This window comes from Baaleninema simplex PCC 7105, from assembly GCF_000332355.1.
Taxonomy (GTDB): domain Bacteria; phylum Cyanobacteriota; class Cyanobacteriia; order Cyanobacteriales; family Geitlerinemataceae; genus Baaleninema; species Baaleninema simplex.
On record NZ_KB235958.1, the window covers coordinates 680,967 to 698,199 of the forward strand.

The following is a 17,233-nucleotide window of genomic DNA, read 5'->3' on the forward strand; positions in this document are numbered from 1 at the left end:
TCGCTCGTTGGGTGAACTCGCTCGGCTTCGCTACAGCTATAGGCCTTCTGAGTCCCAATGAGGAAGTTGATGTAATCGATGGCTGTGTATTTTGGAGGATTCATTCCTCTGTTTTACCCTCTCTCCTGCTCAACTGCGTAACTCCTGAAAATTTGAAACGTTGCGGGAGAACGACCGCGATCGCTACTGTAACGTTCCGAAATTCCAAACTCTCCCAACTCCGACGAACAACACGCCAAAAGTTCTGAAGTACGGGCGTCTCGAGCGATCCTGACCGACTTCGAGAAACCCGATCGCCCCGGTTGGCGATCGCAGCGTACTGTAGAATGACAGCCAGTCTTTCAACCCAGTCCACACCGACTATGCAACCGATCGATTGGTTCGTCGTCGCGAGTTACCTCGTCGTGACGATGGCGTTAGGCGTGTACCTCTCCCGCCAAGCCTCCAAAAGCTTAGCGGACTTTTTCGTCTCCGGGCGATCGCTCCCCTGGTGGCTCGTCGGCATCAGCATGGCAGCCACGACGTTTTCGATCGACACCCCATTGCTAATCACCGGCATCGTCGGCAACCGAGGCATCGCCGGGAACTGGTTGTGGTGGAGTTTCGGCATCTCCCACCTTTTGATGATTTATATTTTCGCCAAAATGTGGCGGCGATCGGAAGTCATCACCGATGCCGAACTCACTGAAATTCGCTACGGTGGCAGCACGGCTGCCTGGTTGCGGGGGATCAAAGCCTTTATCTTCGCCGTTCCCATGAACTGCATTGGCATCGGTTACGCCATGCTCGGTATGGTGAAAGTCGTAGACGCCCTCAACATTTGGGAAGGGTTCGGCATCGACGCCACCGACACCGACTTAAAAATTTGGAGTGTCGTCGGCGTGAGCCTCTTCGTCCTCATTTACGCGGGACTCGCCGGATTGTGGGGCGTCGTCGCCACAGACTTCTTTCAATTCATCCTGGCGTTGGTGGGGGCGTTACTCGTAGCAGGAATCGCCCTCGATCGCATCGGCGGAATGGAAACGCTGATCGATCGCGTTCCCCAAGCCACCGATATCGACGTATTGTCGATCGTTCCCGTTCGATTCGGCGGCGACGGAACCGTTCTCGGTTTTAGCCAAGCCGCTGGAATTACCCTCAGTGCCTTTTTGGCCAATATCTTCGTCCAGTGGTGGTCTTGGCGTCGCAGCGACGGGGGCGGAGAGTTCGTCCAACGCTTCGCCGCCGCCAAAGACGAAGCTGGGGCGGAAAAAGCCGCCTGGACGTTCAACGTCATGCACTACGTCGTCCGAACTTGGCCGTGGATTGTCGTCGCTCTCGTCGCCCTAGTCGTGTTCCCCGACTTACCCGATAAAGAACTGGGTTATCCCAAGCTGATGTTGGAATATCTCGGTCCTGGCTTGTTGGGATTAGTCGTCGCCTCGTTGATTGCAGCGTTTATGAGTACCGTTTCGACGTCGATTAACTGGGGGGCGTCGTTCATCACCAACGACTTGTATTTACGGTTCGTCGAACCCGACGCCAGCCAAGCCAAGCTGGTGTTTGTCGGTCGTTTCTCTTCGTTTATCGTGACGATGTTGGGGGCTGTGGCGGCGTTCGTGGCTGAAGATATCGCTCAAGTCTTCGAGTTGATTATCGCCATCGGCACCGGGTCGGGGTTGGTGTTGATGTTGCGTTGGTTTTGGTGGCGCGTCAACGCCGCAGCCGAACTCACGGCGATCGTGGGAAGTTTTATTGTGGGATCTCTGGCCACGTTTGCGGGTCAGTGGGACGTCGATCCCTCGAGTTGGGTGTTTCGCTGGATTGTCGCCCCGATGTCTGATTACGGCTTGCGCGTCATCTTCATTACAGCTTTCGTGAGTCTGTTATGGATTGGGGTGATGTTCGCGACGCCGCCGGAATCTGAAGAGACCCTGGACAATTTCTATCGCCATACGCGTCCGGGGGGCTTGGGTTGGTCGCGACAACAGGCGAATACGGGAATTTCTCCCGCCCAAGATTTACCGACGGATTTAAAGCGGGCGATCGCCGCGAATTTACTGCTGTTCGGGGTATTGTTATCCTCGGGGGGGTTTTTGCTGTTACAGCCACTGATGGGCTGGGGTTGGCTGGTCGTGGCGGTCGTTGGGGGAATCTGGCTGCGTCGATTAAACAAGCGTAAGGCGATCGCGTTACCGAGACCGGGTGTGGAGGAACCGTGAACTCCGCTCCCTCGTTCTCGCTGCCCTCACATACAAAATAAGGAGGGAAACTCCCTCCTCAGCGAAAGCGACTGGTATAGTGTGGCGACCAGTCGCTTCGACGGTATTCGACTTACTCGGTTGCAGAAACCAGTTCGTCTTCGTCGCTGTATTCGCTGTCGGCGTCGGCTTCGCTTCCCCCTTGGGCTTTAGCCAACATTTGCTGGCGGAACTTCTCGGCCATTTCCTCGGCTTTCTCGTAAACGAGTTCTGGGTTTTTCACCATATCGCCGGGTTCGGGTTCGAGTTGTTTGGTCGAGAGGGAAATCCGACCCCGTTCGGCGTCTAGGTCGATAATCATGACCTTCAGTTGGTCGTTGACGTTGAAGACGCTGTGGGGGGTGTCGATGTGATCGTGAGAAATCTCGGAAATGTGCAGCAAGCCGCTGACGCCACCGATATCGATGAACGCCCCGTAAGGCTTGATGCCGCGAACGGTTCCGACGACCACTTCGCCAACTTCGAGACCGTTCATCTTATGCTCGACTAAGGCGCGACGGTGGCTGAGAACCAAGCGATTTCGCTCTTCGTCCACCTCGAGGAATTTCAGGGGCAGGTCTTCGCCCACGAGTTCTTCTTTCGGCTTGCGAGTGCTGATGTGAGAGCCGGGAATGAACCCACGCAGACCTTCAATGCGAACCAAGGCACCGCCTCGGTTGGTGGCGAACACGCCCGAATGCACGGTTGCGTCTTCGGCTTGGAGTTGACGGACTCGTTCCCACGCTCGCATATACTCGATGCGACGAATGGAGAGGGTCAGTTGCCCGTCTTCGTTTTCATCCATCAGGATGAAGAATTCGCGCGTTTCGTTGGCTTGTAACACCTCGTCAGGCGATTCGACACGGTTGATCGACATCTCCTGGAGGGGGATATAGGCAGCGGTTTTCGCACCGATGTCAATCAGAGCGCCCTTCGGCTCTATACTAAATACCGTACCCGCCACGATGTCTCCGGGGCTGAAGTGATAGTCGTACTTGTCGAGTAGGGCGGCAAAATCCTCGTGAGTGAAACCAATATCTCTGTGCGTTGCTACGTTCTGATTGACCATGCGTGTTTTTCCTAGGACTGTATCTCCATAACTGGGGTTTGCCTCCGGCTGATGGGTGTTACAGAGTCGAGCAGGTAGGACGCTAGACGGACTGTAAGATGTTCGAGCGCGGACTAGCCCTCCTTTGACGAAACACCACATCACCTTCTAGTGAAGGCGATCGATATTAACATATCAAATTCTACCCTACTCTATGGGATTTCGCTGTCGTTCCACAGAGGGATTCGATCTATTTTTTGCGATCGCTCGATGATGTTTTCGTCGGTTTCCGTTCGTCTTGGGTTATGGGCGAGCCACGCAGGAGGGAGGTGTTTCGGATTCGGATTCGGCTGAATGAATGTCTGAGGTTTCGCAAGGGGCGTGAAGTTCGAGACGACTCGCGCGCAGGCGATCGAGGGTATCGACGAAGTCGCGAACGCCCTGAAATTTTTGGTAGACGGAAGCGAAGCGCACGTAAGCCACTTCGCTGAGATCTTTGAGGTAACTGAGAACGATTTCTCCGATTTCGTGAGTGGAGACTTGTCGGGTCGGTCGTTGTTGAAGTTTGGCTTCAATTTCGTCTACGATCGCCTCGAGCTGTTCGTGAGCGATCGATGTTTTTTCGCAAGCTCGTACCATACCGCGCAAAAGTTTCGAGCGATCGAAAGATTCGCGTTTTCCATCTCGCTTGATCGTGGTAATCGGGACGAACTCGATACGTTCGTAGGTGGTAAAGCGGCGGCTACAGGCCAAACACTGTCGCCGACGGCGCACGCTTTGACCCGATTCGGTCGATCGAGATTCTAAAACGCGGCTTTCCGTATGTTGGCAGAAAGGACAACGCATAGGATTTGGAGCTAAAAGCCCGAAATTGACAAGTTTTTTTAAACATGATAACAGACGTGCGACTTAAAGAAAGCCACACGTCTGTTCGTGGTTTAGCAAAATTGCATTGGTTTTGCGACACCGAGTCTAGGTTGCGATCGGGTTCGATGCGAGATTATTTACCGATTTTGGGGGTTTCCCGAAAGGCAATAGCAAAGAACAACAACCCGAGTGTTGCCACCAGCAAGAAAATGTAAATCAGACTTTCCATAGTACGTTCGGAAGGGTTTTTTGTTATTTCCAGTGTATCAAGTCGAACGGTCTAACGAACTTGATGTTGTTACTGAGAACACAATTATCGTTAGACCGATTCGCTCGAGAGGATGGTTAAATCCAGAGTCTACGCGGTTTCTTGGTTAACGCGCGTGGTCTTGTCACCCACTTTCTGGAACGCACCCCATTCGACTTGGTCTTCATCGAGGTCGGGATCGATACCGGCGAACACGTCGCGGAACAGCGTCCGAGAACCGTGCCAAATGTGACCGAAGAAGAACAACAGCGCGAAACAAGCGTGTCCGTACGTGAACCAACCGCGCGGACTGGTGCGGAACACGCCGTCAGATTCTAAGGTTTCGCGATCGAACTCGAACGGCTCGCCGAGTTGAGCTTTCCGAGCGTATTTCTTCAACTCAGCCGGATCGGTAATCGTTTGACCGTCGAGTTCGCCACCGTAGAAGGTCGCCGTGACACCCGCTTGCTCGAAGCTATACTTCGATTCAGCTCGACGGAACGGAATGTCAGCTCGGACGACACCGTCTTTATCGGTGAGGACGACGGGGAAGGTCTCGAAGAAGTTCGGAATCCGACGCACGCTCAGCTCGCGACCTTCTTTGTCTTTAAAGACCGGGTGTCCCAACCAGGCTTGTGCCAGACCGTCACCCCGGTTCATCGGACCGGTACGGAACAGACCGCCTTTAGCGGGGTTGTTGCCGACGTAATCGTAGAACGCCAGTTTTTCGGGGATTTGCTCCCAGGCTTGAGAGATGCTCGCACCCGCAGCGACGTTAGATTGAACGCGACGCTGGATTTCTTCTTGGAAGTAACCTTTATCCCACTGGTAGCGGGTCGGGCCGAACAGTTCGATGGGCGTTGCAGCACTGCCGTACCACATGGTTCCCGCCACGACGAAAGCGGCGAAGAATACGGCGGCGATACTGCTGCTGAGAACGGTTTCGATGTTCCCCATCCGTAAGGCTTTGTACAGCCGCTCGGGAGGACGAACCGATAGGTGAAACAAACCAGCAATAATTCCGACAACCCCAGCCGCGATGTGGTGGGCGACGATGCCACCGGCGTTGAAGGGGTTAAAGCCTTCGGGACCCCATGCTGGCGCTACGGGTTGAATGCTTCCCGTTAAGCCGTAGGGGTCGGATACCCACATCCCCGGCCCCCAGAGTCCGGTGAGGTGGAACGCTCCGAAACCGAAGCACAGAAGTCCAGACAGGAACAGGTGAATGCCGAACATTTTCGGCAAGTCCAGAGCCGGTTCCCCGGTGCGGGGGTCTCTGAACAGTTCTAAATCCCAATATACCCAGTGCCAGCAGGCTGCTAGGAATAGCAGACCGGACAGGACGATGTGCGCCAGGGCGACGCCTTCCAACGACCAAAAGCCGGGATCGACACCGGTTTCTCCGGTGATGCTCCAGCCGCTCCACGAGCCGGTCACGCCCAGGCGTGCCATGAAGGGCAATACGAACATCCCTTGACGCCACATGGGGTTGAGTACGGGATCGCTGGGATCGAAGACGGCGAGTTCGTAGAGGGTCATCGATCCCGCCCACCCTGCAACCAGGGCGGTATGCATCAGGTGTACAGCAATCAGCCGACCCGGATCGTTCAGGACGACTGTGTGTACGCGGTACCAAGGTAGTCCCATTGACTACGCTCCTCCTTTATGACGGGTTAGTCAACGCTTGTCTATTTTACGAGTCTGTATCTTACTCTCGCTTCGATCGCGCGACGAGTTTTTTTGAAAACGCGATCGAGGACGGAGCAATTACAGTTGAGTTAGGCGCTGCTTTAATTAAAGATTATTAAAGAAGTGTATCGATTGTGAGAGTCGATCGCAAGGGATTTTAAGAATCGAGAGCCTTTTCTCAATTCCTCTTCTTTCCCAGACCGACCGGCTTTTATGGCGAGCTGTACGACTCTTCATTTATTGTTAATTTTTAATACAATTTGATTGACGGATTTGCTAATTCGTGCAATTGAGTCAAAAAAGAATGGCAATGGCGATCGCGTTTCAAACGCAAAAAACTGAGAGCGATCGTATTCGAGGCTGGCGATCGCTCCCGATCGGTTTGAAGTGACATTTCGATCTCGAACGAGACGGGGGGTTTCGAGAGTAACAGCCGGCCGTCTTCGAGCCGCTAGTTGAGCGATCGCTCGGTCTCGAAGTGGCCTAACTGACAGGTGGCAAACGACGTACACAGGCGATCGATGACTTGTTCGGCGTTCATCAACCGTTTGAGAACCACGTGGCCGATCGTCGAGCCGTTGATATCTGCTTGGGGACGAACTTCAACCATTAACACGGCATTTTCAACTTGATGGAGCCACAATCGCTCGTCTCGTTCGACAATACAAAGGCTTAGGCGTTGGATATCCGGTTGTCTGCGCCACGCCGTCACGTTCCACAATCCCTGAGTTCCCCAAACCCGAGAAATCGTCCATCCTTCAGACAAGAAAAAGTACTTCACCGGTTAACGCTCGCGCTCTCCATCAGTGACAACGATGTCTACCTTAGCCCCAAATGGAACTTAAATGGAAACTTCGGGAATATCTGCCACAGACCAACCCTCCATTGGAGTCGTGTTATCTCGGGGACAGGGACAGTGCGATCGCCGACAAGTCTGTCCGAGCTGCCATCGCGACGGAAACGGCGTTCCGTTTTTATAGGCGTGCCAGTGTTCCTGAAACTGCTCGAGTAACTGCGTCAAGGCTCGCTCGATCTGTTGGTGTTTCTGGCGAGAATAGTCGCACTGTAAATAGGGCAGCTCGTCTCGTCCCTGAGATTCGGCAAACCAGTACGTCATCGAAATCTCTTCTGGCTCGTAATCGCTGGTTTCAGCCAACACGAACGGGTACAGCCGAGTTTGCCAGTGATGCTCGAGCCACGTCGGATCTTGCGGACGGGGATAGGTTTTCCAGTCGAGGATTTGTGCGCTGCGATCGCGACAGGCGAGTAAATCGTACCGAACCACCAGTAACACCCCCTGAAAACTCAACGTCCGCTCGTGTTCGGCTTGACGTCGCTCGGGGGGAACGTCTAACGGATTCGATTCTAGGAGGTCTGGGGCGTTCTTCAAAAAACTTTGCAACCACTGTCCGAGGCGATCGTCTTCTTCGGCGAACGGCTCGATCGGTAATCCCAGTTCTCGCTGCTGCATCAGTAAGTGAAAACGATTGCCCGCCATCTGGGCCTCTCGGTGTTCGGCTTCTAAAGGAGGATCGCGACGTTCGAGAACCTTTTCCTGAAACAGATGCGGACAGGCTTGCCACAAATTGAGGTGGTGTTGAGACATTCGCCAAACTCGTTCTGCATTCGGCTCGCGATGCGATCGCGTGGGAAAGACTTCTGAAAATTTTTCAGACATGGGTTGCCAAAACCGTTCAGTGTGCTATGATAGTAACCTGTCAACGGGGCGTAGCGCAGCTTGGTAGCGCACCACTTTGGGGTAGTGGGGGTCGTGGGTTCAAATCCCGCCGCTCCGATTGCAAAACACAATAAAATATTTCCCCGAAAAGCCTACTCATCTCCAACGAGATCGAGTAGGCTTTTTACAGTGAACAGTAGGGACAGTGGTAGGGTGCGTGACTTGAAAAATAGGGTGTCGCTCATGAGACCGATCGAGCGTCACGCACCGCCAATGTACGCCGCCAACATACAAGGGTGCGTGACTTGAAAAATAGGGTGTCGCTCATGAGACCGATCGAGCGTCACGCACCGCCAATGTATACCGCCAACTGACACACCGCCGAGGAGTTTCATTCCCTCATCTCCCCATCTCCCCATCTCCGCCATGTCGGTCTTACGGTACTATCTTCTCGTCCTTGCCCTGGCGATCGCGGGATTTGCGATAATCCTGTCCGTCACCGTTCGAGAAGCTACCCCCCCGATGACAACGATGTCCGATCGCTCTGTATTTCTCACCGATCCCTTTTTGCAGTTTCCCACGGCGACTTCCGTGCGCGTCGTCTGGTTCACCGAATTTCGAGGCTTGCGCCATACCGTTACAGTGGAAAACCGCACCGAACTCGCCAACACCACCCACCTGACGCGCACGCGGGAAGATAAAGACTCCAAAATCCCCGAGGCGGACACCCTTTCGACGCCAACTCGCCGCGAAATCTGGCGACACGAGGCCGAAATTCGAGGGTTAACCCCAGGAGAACGGATTCCCTATACTGTCAGCAGTCAGCAAGAAGACGGCGAAATCCTCACCAGCAATGAATTTACGCTGTTTGCTGCGCCGGAAACGGGAACGCCACTTAAAATTCTCCTCACCTCCGATCACCAATTGATGCCGATGACAGCGGCGAACTTGCAGAAAGTCGCTGAAACCGTGGGACAAGTTGACGCCGTATTCCACGCAGGGGATCTCGTCAACATTCCCGATCGCGCCTCGGAATGGTTCGACCATAGTAAGGGAAACGCCTTTTTCCCCTGTTTGCAAGGATACGCCAGTTACGACTTGGAGAAAAACGGCATCGTGACGCGGTATCGAGGAGCGGCGATCGTTCAAAACGCGCCGTTGTTTCCCACCGTGGGCAACCACGAAGTCATGGGACGCTACAGTAGCGAAAAGCCCCTACACGCCCAGTTTAACGATCCGGTTCCGCGCCGCGTTGCCAAAGAACGATACGAGGAAAAGGCGATCGGCGACGATCCGCAGTTGCGCCAAGCCTGGGTCAAAGCCAATTCTTTCAACAGCGACACCTACGAAGAAATCTTTTCAATTCCCCACAGCGACCCCGGTGGCAAAACCTACTATGCGACCAGTTTCGGTGACGTGCGCTTGGTGGTGCTGTACGCTACGAACATTTGGCGAAAACCGCAAACCGACGAAACGATTAAAGGACGCTATCAGGAACGTACCGCCGATCTCGACGATCCGGCAAACTGGGGATACGGACAGCATATCTTCGAGGCGATCGAACGGGGAAGTCCTCAGTACGAGTGGTTACAACGGGAACTCAACAGTCCCGAATTTCGATCGGCCAAGTATAAAATCGCGATGTTTCACCATCCCCCCCATAGCCTCGGCGGAAACATCGTCCCAGCCTATACCGATCCCGTTCCGCAGATCGATCGCGACGAGACTGGGAAAATTACCGCCGTTCGCTACGAATATCCCAAGGATAACGACTACTTACAGCGAGACGTGCTGCCTCTGTTAGAAGCGGCGGGGGTTCAGTTGGTGTATTTCGGTCACTCTCACCTGTGGAATCGCTTTGTCAGTCCCGCCGGAACCCATTATCTCGAGTCGTCGAACGTGGGAAACAGCTACGGCGGCTTTTGGAAAACTGAAACCCGCAAAGTTCCGCGAGAGAACGATCCCAATTACCCAGCAACCGGCGATCCCTACGGCTTAGATCCCGTGTTTCCGGCGATCGCCCCCTTGCAAGACGAGACCGGAGAACCACTTCCCTATCTTGCCAGCAACGATATTACTGCGTTTAGCATTTTCGAGACAGAGACGGGGACGATAACGAGTTATTACTTCGACGCGCGAAATCCCGATTCTGAGGTCGTGAAGTTCGATGAATTTAACATCGCATCTCCATAAAAATACGGAAATATCGCATCCATAAAAATATCCGTATTAAAGTCGCTGCTTTAATACGGATACCGAAAAGTCAAGAATTTAATTCAACACGGGTTTAGCTTGAGTTTTATCGACCACTACCCCGGTGCGGGACGGTATCCGTGTTGATAGATTCAGTCGATAAAACTTCGATAGAGTCGAGAATACGAACGTTTGAGGACACCGATTCGATCGCCCGGGCGTTGGCGGCAAAACCCGCTAACAGTAAGCTCGAAAGCAAGATAGAGCTATAGATGCGCATGGTATAGAATCCCTTCGTTGAGTTTCTATTTCCAGTTACGTCTCTATCTCGCTGCGATCCGGAGAAACCTGTTTGACCAATTTAATTTTTTTGAACGAATACGGTTGAACTGACAGGTTAAGTTCGGTTAACCCTCTGGTGGCAGGTCGAACAGTACGGTCGTCATATAACGATCTGCCCAAGCTTCTCCAAACGCTTTTTCTAACACTCGGCGAGTTTTGTCGTTCTGGCGCTGTTTCGTACAGTAATATTGTTGGCCGGCACGAACTCGTGCTTCTTCCTCGGGAGAAACGGGAGTTGTCGCCTTGGCTTGCTGACAGTGAACGGTTAGATAATCCGTGACTCGTTCTAAGAACGTTGTTTCTTCGGCTTCGTCCGCCGGACGCACGAACAAACAGAATTCCGAGAAGATGTCGCCCCAGGGGGGAAGGTCTCGCGGTTGCGCGAATTCGACCGTCGGTAAGGCTTGTAAGGCGTTGCGGTAATCGTCTGAGAGGGTTAAATCGGCAGTGGTGGGAGACAAATCGACGATCGCCGCACTAATTTGTCCGCGTCCCCCCACTAAGTCCGTTCCGAACATCGGTAGTGGATAGTTGGAACGGGGAAACATGACGCAGTGCAAAATGTCTAAGTTGGTGCCGACTTTCGCCAGTTCGAGGTGCATTTTGCGAAATTCGGGGGATTGGTAGCAGCGATTTTCGATGGTGAGTTTTTCGCCTTCGAGTCGTCCTTCCACGTAACCTAAATCTTCGGGAAGTTGGTACGGCGATAGGTCGAGATGTTGGTGCCAGGTGGCTTCGATCGCGTCGGCTAGCTTGCGAATCAGGCGATGTTGTTGCGATCGCAGGGAAGACTCGGGGGCAAGGGTCATCGTTAAAAAAACTTTACAACTAAGGAGGAATTTAATTTTGTTATTTTACCCCGAAGGCGCTCCCCGCCTGTTTCGCCTCGTTATAGGCGGCGTATACGGCTTTGACGTTGTACCAATTCAAAAAAATCCGCGAAATTTCTGAAGCCAATCGATGCTGTCCGCGATCGATCGACTGTTGCAACAGTCCCGCGAGGGTGCGTTCGTTGAGGCGTCCTCCTAGAGATAGAATTCCCCACAGCAGCCAATGGAGCGGTGTCATCTGCACCATTAACCGCACTTCCCAGGTGGGATGTTTTTGATAGAACAACACCCCCGTTCGCGCCCGTTGAATTTCGCGATCGATCGCTGCCGGAAGTCGGTCTAAACTAAAGGGAGGGTTCCAGTGATAGCCGGCCGCTTCGGGACATTTGACCAGTTTCACGCCGAGTTTTTTCAGACGCACGCCTAACTCGAGATCTTCCCAGCCGTACTGACGGAATCTCGTATCGAACGGCCCGGCTTCGTCCAACCACCGACGGGCAATGGCGACGTTTCCTGTGGCGAAATAGGCCGCCGAAAAATCGGTGAGTTTGTAGGGTTCGCTCGTGGGATCGTCGAAATTACTCGTGTTGATGACGGCACCGTAGGTAAACAGGCGATCGTGTCCGAGTTGTTGCTGTCCTCGCTGCAACCCCTCGGCGTGAGATTGTAGAAAGGTGTCGGTCACGACCAAGTCGCTGTCAATAAAAACGATGGTATCGCCGATCGCCCGTTCGAGACCTAAATTTCTCGCCGCCGCCGGACCGGAATTGTCTTGACGAAATCGTTTGATGTGGGGAAATCGTGTTGCGTTGGCAGCTAACCAGTCCCAGGTGTCATCGGTAGAGCCGTCGTCCACCACGATAACTTCGTATCCCTTCACGATCGAATTTTGGGGGAACTGCTGATGTGCGATCGCCTGTAAGCACTTTTGCAAAATTGGCAGGCGGTTGTAGGTGGGGACGACGACGCTAAAAAACATAGGACTATTGTGAAGGGCGATCGCTTAACCGGCGCGGGTGAAGTCAAAGATATCCAGTTGCGAGGGATCGATGCCAATTAGAATAACGCGCACCTGGTTTTCCAATACAGCCACGGCGTTTCCATCTTGTCTGCCGAAGGAAATGCTTTTGAGATCGCCCACCAAACCAATAATATCGACTCCGTCTTCAAAGTCCGTCACGATGTTGTTCGTACCGTCTCCAGGTGCGAAATCAAAGCGATCGAACCCTTCTCCTCCGGTGAGTACGTCGTTGCCTGCACCACCTCGGAGAATGTCGTCGCCGCGATCGCCGAATAGCGAATCGTCGCCATCGTCGCCGATGAGAGAATCGGCATCTTGTCCGCCAAATAGGAAATCAGCCCCGTCTCCCCCAAAGAGAGTATCGTCGCCTTTGTTGCCGAACAGAAAGTCGTTTCCTGCACCGCCGACGACAGAATCCATATCTTGTCCGGCGGCGATCGTGTCGTCGCCACCTCCACCGTCGAGGATATCGTTTCCGGTATTTCCGAATAAAATCCGTTCGGATTCGTCATCGATTAGGAAATCGTTGCCGCTTCCCGCGACGATCGCGTCGATTCCCGGAGAACCGCTGAGGGAATCTGCCTCGTTTGCCGGAAGTTCGCTTAGGCTGAGGGTGTCGCTGTCAGTACCGAGGATTCCGAAGTCGTACTGACTGCCCAGCTCGATCGTTGAAAACGCCATGAACGTCTTACCGTTTTTTGTGACTATGAAAAGGTTCGGTTAAAACCTTTGTCATAGTAGCTGTTGGCTGAGGTTTCGTAAATGTCGGACGTGACGGTCTGAATTCTGGCTCGTTGAGGGCGATCGCGAACCTCAAGATCGGTCGAAGACGAGACAGCGATCGCCCCATCTGTTCGAATCGGCGCATTTCAATCGGGATGGAGAAAATTCTCGAAATCTGCCTTCCGAACTTGCTCGTTGGCGATCGCTTCCCCAATCGTAAGAAAGGCTGGAATTTCCTTGACTGCATCCATGGGTGCCACCGCGTCGGGATCGATCCCCGAAAGTCCCAGCTCGCGAAAACGCTCGAGAGTAAACGCCGTCGAATACCGGTGGTACGTCAGTAAGTTCGAGAGCCTCGCCAAGATTCCCGTGGTATCTGGTGGAAGTTCTTCAGATACTAAATCTTCAACGTTGTGCAACTGAGGCACGGCAATCGCTTCGAGTTCCCGTCCGATCGCTTGGGATTCGGCTTCTGGAGTATGGGCAAACAAGCTCATCAAGAAATTCTGCTGGGCGCTCGCATCTTCCATTAACGTGCTGACGGCATAAATCGCCCAATCGACTAACGTATACCCTTTAGCATTGTTGAATGGGATTTTTCCTTGTCTAAATCCAGTTCCGACAGAAATTAATAAAAGATTGTCTTTTCCCGTTTTCCAGCCAATTCCATAGTCTGGTTTGGTGGCTTCTAGAAAAAGCTGAAACGACGGATTGTTAAACATACTCATGCCGCCGTCGATGAATTCGTAAGGATGGGAATCAATATTGAATTGATGGGGTAGAAAAAACGTGGGTGCGGCGGTACTGGCTCGCACGAAATGCCACAATAAAATATCTTTATTAATATCGTAAAATTTGTTGTTCGGAGAGTTGACAAAAAACCAATTTCGTGCAGTCGTGACGTTTTTGGCAACGACCAACAGCAGCGTTCGCAGGCGATCGGAGCCGAGAGTCGTAGTACCGAGAACCTCTTTTAAATTCCGTTCGAGGGGTTTAGCACTGTATTTCGACCACAGACGGCCGATAAGCCAGTTTCGGGTGAAAATTTCCCGGCCGCGATCGACGTACAAATCGAGCAAGTCGCGAACTTTCATACCCTTGGCCAAACCTGCTGCGAGAATCGCTCCCGTACTGGTTCCTCCGATAAAATCGAAATAGTCACCCAAGCAATTCCAAGGCGTGTCTTTAGGGTCGCACAGAATCGACTCGATTTTCAACAAAATTTGTGCGGCAATAATCCCTCGAATACCGCCACCGTCGATCGAAAGTAGGCGTTTGGGACGGTCTAGATTTTCTCGACGCAACATTTTTGAACTCTCCTTTTTGCTCGAATTTTTTAAATAATTAGGGCTTACAGAAAAAGTATTAACGTTAAAGTTAGGGAAGGGAACAGCGGATCTGGGAATATGGAACAGGGGATCGGAGGCGGAGGAATGCGAGCGGTTCGCAATTTTCTCCCGAATTTTAGCTCCATTATGGCCGACAACTCGGGACTGGTTTTAGATCGATTCCCTTAAAGTCCTTGTTTTATAAAGGTTTCAGTTTTATTCAGCACACCCTAATTAGGACTTACACACTTCAGCGTTAACTACATTCAAGGTAGAGATCGGTGGGCAATGCCCACCCTACATATCGTGTAAATGCGTACGTTCTGGCAATGTTAAAATGCTAGGCTTGTTAAGCATTTTATAGTGTCGATTTTTTGAAATCGACAAGTAACTATTGTGCCACTTCAACACTGAAAAACGAACGAGATAACGACGATCGCGATCGCTACGACGGTTTAAACTTCATTGGGGAATTTAAATTTCGACTCGATTCTAGCCCGAACAGTTCAAATTCCCAGAAATTGTTACGTCTTGTAACTCACAAGAGCGAGTTGACTCAAGCTCGAACCAATAACGGCGCCGAACTCAACAATCGTTGGGTATAAGGATGCTGCGGGTTCGAGAAAATTTCCCGCGTTCGCCCGATTTCGACAATTTGTCCGGCGTTCATCACCGCAATGCGATCGCATAAAAACCGGGCTACCCAGAGATCGTGAGTAATAAACAAATACGTCAAATCGAACTCGTCCTTCAAACGCAGCATCAACTCCAACACCTGCGCCTGAATGTTGGCATCTAACATACTCACTGGCTCGTCACAGACGACCAATTGCGGATGTGTCATTAACGCTCGGGCGATCGCCACCCGTTGCTGTTGTCCCCCCGACAGTTCCCGAGGATACCGCCGAGCAAACTCCTTCACTGGCGTCAATCCTACCCGTTCCAACATCTCCAACACCTGCGTTTTCGCCTGAGACGGCTGGGCGAGGCGATGAACGAGTAGGGGATCGGCGAGACTGTCTCCCACTGTCATCATGGGATTCAAACAAGCGTGGGGATCTTGAAACACCATTTGCATCTGTCGCCGCTGTTGTCGCAACGCCTTCGGCGAGAGTTGCGTTAAATCCCGTCCGAGAAACTCGACCGTTCCCCCCGTAGGTTTTACCAATTGCAGGATCGTGCGCGAGAGGGTGGATTTCCCGCATCCCGATTCCCCCACGAGTCCCAAGATTTCCCCCTGATACAGTTCTAGGGTGACGCCATCGACGGCTTTAATCGTGAGGTCTTCGGATTGAGAAAACAGTCGTTCGAGAAAGTTGCGTTCTAAGGTGTAGTGTTGTTGCAAATTGCGAACGTGCAAGATCGGCGATCGCTGTGGTGCGGGGTCGTCGTGGGCGATGGGTTCGTCGTCGAGGGTTTGCACGTGCAACGCCGCGTTGAGGAGCGATTTCGTATAGGGATGTTGCGGCTGGCGCAGGACATTACGGGTTTTTCCCGTTTCGACGATTTTTCCGCCGTTCATCACGGCGATGCGATCGCAATATTCCCCCACCATGGCCAAATCGTGAGAAATCAGCAACAACGCTAACTCTCGTTCCCGACACAAGCGCATCAATTCCTCGAGAATTTGCGCCGAGATGGTGACATCGAGGCTGGTGGTGGGTTCGTCGGCGACGATGAGTTTGGGATCGAGAAGTAACGCCAGGGCGATCGCCACCCGTTGGCGCATTCCGCCGCTGAATTCGTGGGGATATTGCGACCAGCGATTTTGAGGGATGTTGACCGCCTCGAGGGTTTCGAGAGCTTTGGCTTTCGCCTGTTTGAAGCTCAACCGAGGACGATGGGCTTTGAGGGTTTCGATGCAATGATCGCCGATGGTCATCAGCGGATCGAGGCGCGTCATGGGATCTTGAAAAATGAGGGCGACGGCTTCGCCGCGAAATTTCCGCAAGCGATCGCCCTCGAGATCGAATACCGACTCGCCCCGAAACTGAATCTCGCCACGAACCTGACTCCCTTCAGGAAGCAACCGCATCGCCCCCCGTCCGATAGTAGATTTTCCACATCCCGATTCTCCCACCAGTCCGAGGGTTTCTCCAGGGGAAAGGGTAAACGACACGCCATCGACCGCCCATTGAGGCTCGCCGCTGGAAGACAGTGGATAGGCGATTTGGAGGTTTTCGACGCGAAAGATGGGTTCGGGGTTCATGGGAGAGGAGAGGGGGAGAGGGGGAGAGAGGGAGAGGGGGAGAGAGGGAGAGAGGGAGAGAGGGAGAAACTGTCACCTGAAAACTGTCTTCACTGGTGACTGGTGACTGGTGACTGAAACATTGTTCACTGTTCACTGCTCGCTGTTCACTGTAAAAGGGGAGCAGGGGCGAAATTATCAATTGTCAATTATCGATTTATTGACTGTTATTCGGCTCGCTCGAATTGTTGCATGAGATAGGCGACGCCAAAATCTCCGTTGGGGTGGGTTTTGAGGGTTTCGGCGAGGGCAAAGACTTTTTCGGCGATGTCGGTTCCCAGTTTGTCGATGACAGCATCGCGTTGGAGTTCGACTTGATGTTGTTCCCGCAGTTGCGATTTCCAGGAACTCGAAAATAGGCGATCGATCTGAACGTGTAACCCCAAGTGTTTGAGGATTTCCCATTCTCCGGCGTCGAGCCAGATTCCGGCGTTGAAGGGAGAACGTTCGATGTAAAACGGCGTGGGGGCGTCGACGCGGGCCCGAGTCATAATGCGGCCGCTGTCGGGACAGAGGGCGGCTTTGGCATCGGTTCGAGGGGGGTGGAAATCGATTTCAGAGAGTTGTTGCGACAACTTTTCTAAGTCGAATTCCGGTTGGGGTTGCTGCGATCGCCAGCGTTCGTAATTTTCGCGATCGAGCCAGACGCCCCCGGTTTTCGGACACCGCATCACTGTCAAGCCGGGTTCGAGGGTATCTTCAACGAGGGTCGAGGTTTTGTCTTTCGGACATTGCATAATCGTTGTTGACGGGGATCTCGAGTTCATCGATCTATCATCGCATTGTGCGATCGCGCTTCG

General features: G+C 52.9%; 17 protein-coding genes, 1 tRNA gene and 1 pseudogene. 4 read left to right on the forward strand and 15 right to left on the reverse strand.

Annotation, left to right across the window (positions count from 1 at the left end; translation table 11 throughout):
- Nucleotides 1-183 precede the first annotated feature (183 nt).
- Nucleotides 184-357 carry a hypothetical protein gene (locus GEI7105_RS38230; RefSeq protein WP_158413163.1) on the reverse strand — a complete coding sequence of 58 codons (174 nt, stop codon included), beginning with the start codon at nt 355-357 and terminating at the stop codon, nt 184-186.
- Nucleotides 358-362: 5 nt separating this feature from the next.
- Between GEI7105_RS38230 and GEI7105_RS0104930 the strand changes: the two genes are divergently transcribed.
- Complete coding sequence (locus tag GEI7105_RS0104930) at nt 363-2,201, forward strand: sodium:solute symporter family protein (RefSeq protein WP_017659376.1); 1,839 nt, start codon at nt 363-365, stop codon at nt 2,199-2,201.
- Nucleotides 2,202-2,316: 115 nt separating this feature from the next.
- On the opposite strand, the pseudogene GEI7105_RS0104935 reads toward GEI7105_RS0104930, so the two are convergent.
- The 4 genes and pseudogenes from GEI7105_RS0104935 to psbB all read right to left on the reverse strand — a co-directional run.
- Nucleotides 2,317-3,288: pseudogene (locus GEI7105_RS0104935) on the reverse strand (30S ribosomal protein S1); the annotation flags it as partial.
- Nucleotides 3,289-3,570: 282 nt separating this feature from the next.
- On the reverse strand, nt 3,571-4,113 hold the full coding sequence (gene nrdR / locus GEI7105_RS0104940) for a transcriptional regulator NrdR (RefSeq protein ID WP_017659378.1): 543 nt from the start codon (nt 4,111-4,113) through the stop codon (nt 3,571-3,573).
- A 154-nt stretch (nt 4,114-4,267) separates the two neighbouring features.
- Nucleotides 4,268-4,363: a photosystem II reaction center protein T gene (locus GEI7105_RS0104945; protein WP_017659379.1), complete on the reverse strand. Its 96-nt coding sequence runs from the start codon at nt 4,361-4,363 to the stop codon at nt 4,268-4,270.
- A 129-nt stretch (nt 4,364-4,492) separates the two neighbouring features.
- A complete protein-coding gene (psbB, locus tag GEI7105_RS0104950; protein WP_026097445.1) occupies nt 4,493-6,028 on the reverse strand; it encodes a photosystem II chlorophyll-binding protein CP47 in 1,536 nt (511 codons plus the stop codon).
- Between psbB and GEI7105_RS38235 the strand changes: the two genes are divergently transcribed.
- A complete protein-coding gene (locus GEI7105_RS38235; RefSeq protein WP_017659381.1) occupies nt 6,028-6,189 on the forward strand; it encodes a hypothetical protein in 162 nt (53 codons plus the stop codon). The genes psbB and GEI7105_RS38235 overlap by 1 nt on opposite strands.
- A gap of 332 nt (nt 6,190-6,521) precedes the next feature.
- Here the strand turns inward: GEI7105_RS38235 and GEI7105_RS0104965 are convergent, their stop codons facing one another.
- Both GEI7105_RS0104965 and GEI7105_RS0104970 read right to left on the reverse strand, forming a co-directional pair.
- Entirely contained in the window at nt 6,522-6,851 is a 330-nt protein-coding gene (locus tag GEI7105_RS0104965) for a hypothetical protein (RefSeq protein ID WP_017659383.1), read from the reverse strand.
- Between the two features lie 60 nt (nt 6,852-6,911).
- Entirely contained in the window at nt 6,912-7,748 is an 837-nt protein-coding gene (locus GEI7105_RS0104970) for a PD-(D/E)XK nuclease family protein (protein ID WP_071591970.1), read from the reverse strand.
- 44 nt (nt 7,749-7,792) lie between these two features.
- Between GEI7105_RS0104970 and GEI7105_RS0104975 the strand changes: the two genes are divergently transcribed.
- Nucleotides 7,793-7,866 (forward strand) — tRNA-Pro (locus tag GEI7105_RS0104975).
- A gap of 142 nt (nt 7,867-8,008) precedes the next feature.
- Here GEI7105_RS0104975 and GEI7105_RS40335 read toward each other — a convergent pair.
- A complete protein-coding gene (locus GEI7105_RS40335; RefSeq protein WP_281166973.1) occupies nt 8,009-8,143 on the reverse strand; it encodes a hypothetical protein in 135 nt (44 codons plus the stop codon).
- Between the two features lie 31 nt (nt 8,144-8,174).
- Here GEI7105_RS40335 and GEI7105_RS0104980 point away from each other — a divergent pair, with 31 nt between their 5' ends.
- On the forward strand, nt 8,175-9,941 hold the full coding sequence (locus GEI7105_RS0104980; RefSeq protein WP_017659385.1) for a metallophosphoesterase: 1,767 nt from the start codon (nt 8,175-8,177) through the stop codon (nt 9,939-9,941).
- 106 nt (nt 9,942-10,047) lie between these two features.
- On the opposite strand, the gene patX is transcribed toward GEI7105_RS0104980, so the two are convergent.
- The 7 genes from patX to GEI7105_RS0105020 form a co-directional block, all read right to left on the reverse strand.
- The gene (gene patX / locus GEI7105_RS38240) at nt 10,048-10,221 is read right to left on the reverse strand and encodes a heterocyst-inhibiting protein PatX (protein ID WP_017659386.1); all 174 of its coding nucleotides are present in this window, start codon (nt 10,219-10,221) and stop codon (nt 10,048-10,050) included.
- A 127-nt stretch (nt 10,222-10,348) separates the two neighbouring features.
- Nucleotides 10,349-11,092: a phycocyanobilin:ferredoxin oxidoreductase gene (locus GEI7105_RS0104990; RefSeq protein ID WP_017659387.1), complete on the reverse strand. Its 744-nt coding sequence runs from the start codon at nt 11,090-11,092 to the stop codon at nt 10,349-10,351.
- 40 nt (nt 11,093-11,132) lie between these two features.
- Complete coding sequence (locus GEI7105_RS0104995) at nt 11,133-12,092, reverse strand: glycosyltransferase family 2 protein (protein WP_017659388.1); 960 nt, start codon at nt 12,090-12,092, stop codon at nt 11,133-11,135.
- A 24-nt stretch (nt 12,093-12,116) separates the two neighbouring features.
- Nucleotides 12,117-12,815, reverse strand: a complete 699-nt coding sequence (locus GEI7105_RS29110; protein ID WP_017659389.1) for a calcium-binding protein — start codon at nt 12,813-12,815, stop codon at nt 12,117-12,119.
- 188 nt (nt 12,816-13,003) lie between these two features.
- Complete coding sequence (locus tag GEI7105_RS0105005; RefSeq protein WP_017659390.1) at nt 13,004-14,164, reverse strand: patatin-like phospholipase family protein; 1,161 nt, start codon at nt 14,162-14,164, stop codon at nt 13,004-13,006.
- A gap of 577 nt (nt 14,165-14,741) precedes the next feature.
- The gene (locus GEI7105_RS0105015; RefSeq protein ID WP_017659392.1) at nt 14,742-16,394 is read right to left on the reverse strand and encodes a dipeptide ABC transporter ATP-binding protein; all 1,653 of its coding nucleotides are present in this window, start codon (nt 16,392-16,394) and stop codon (nt 14,742-14,744) included.
- Nucleotides 16,395-16,600: 206 nt separating this feature from the next.
- Nucleotides 16,601-17,170, reverse strand: a complete 570-nt coding sequence (locus GEI7105_RS0105020; protein WP_017659393.1) for a TFIIB-type zinc ribbon-containing protein — start codon at nt 17,168-17,170, stop codon at nt 16,601-16,603.
- Nucleotides 17,171-17,233: the final 63 nt, after the last annotated feature.

Excerpts from the sequence above, each read along its gene's own strand:
- GEI7105_RS0104930 (WP_017659376.1), top strand. The coding sequence starts at position 363 with ATGCAACCGATCGATTGGTTCGTCGTCGCGAGTTACCTCGTCGTGACG.
- nrdR (WP_017659378.1), bottom strand. The coding sequence starts at position 4,113 with ATGCGTTGTCCTTTCTGCCAACATACGGAAAGCCGCGTTTTAGAATCT.
- GEI7105_RS0104945 (WP_017659379.1), bottom strand. The coding sequence starts at position 4,363 with ATGGAAAGTCTGATTTACATTTTCTTGCTGGTGGCAACACTCGGGTTG.
- psbB (WP_026097445.1), bottom strand. The coding sequence starts at position 6,028 with ATGGGACTACCTTGGTACCGCGTACACACAGTCGTCCTGAACGATCCG.
- GEI7105_RS0104970 (WP_071591970.1), bottom strand. The coding sequence starts at position 7,748 with ATGTCTGAAAAATTTTCAGAAGTCTTTCCCACGCGATCGCATCGCGAG.
- GEI7105_RS40335 (WP_281166973.1), bottom strand. The coding sequence starts at position 8,143 with ATGAAACTCCTCGGCGGTGTGTCAGTTGGCGGTATACATTGGCGGTGC.
- GEI7105_RS0104980 (WP_017659385.1), top strand. The coding sequence starts at position 8,175 with ATGTCGGTCTTACGGTACTATCTTCTCGTCCTTGCCCTGGCGATCGCG.
- patX (WP_017659386.1), bottom strand. The coding sequence starts at position 10,221 with ATGCGCATCTATAGCTCTATCTTGCTTTCGAGCTTACTGTTAGCGGGT.
- GEI7105_RS0104990 (WP_017659387.1), bottom strand. The coding sequence starts at position 11,092 with ATGACCCTTGCCCCCGAGTCTTCCCTGCGATCGCAACAACATCGCCTG.
- GEI7105_RS0104995 (WP_017659388.1), bottom strand. The coding sequence starts at position 12,092 with ATGTTTTTTAGCGTCGTCGTCCCCACCTACAACCGCCTGCCAATTTTG.
- GEI7105_RS29110 (WP_017659389.1), bottom strand. The coding sequence starts at position 12,815 with ATGGCGTTTTCAACGATCGAGCTGGGCAGTCAGTACGACTTCGGAATC.
- GEI7105_RS0105005 (WP_017659390.1), bottom strand. The coding sequence starts at position 14,164 with ATGTTGCGTCGAGAAAATCTAGACCGTCCCAAACGCCTACTTTCGATC.
- GEI7105_RS0105015 (WP_017659392.1), bottom strand. The coding sequence starts at position 16,394 with ATGAACCCCGAACCCATCTTTCGCGTCGAAAACCTCCAAATCGCCTAT.
- GEI7105_RS0105020 (WP_017659393.1), bottom strand. The coding sequence starts at position 17,170 with ATGCAATGTCCGAAAGACAAAACCTCGACCCTCGTTGAAGATACCCTC.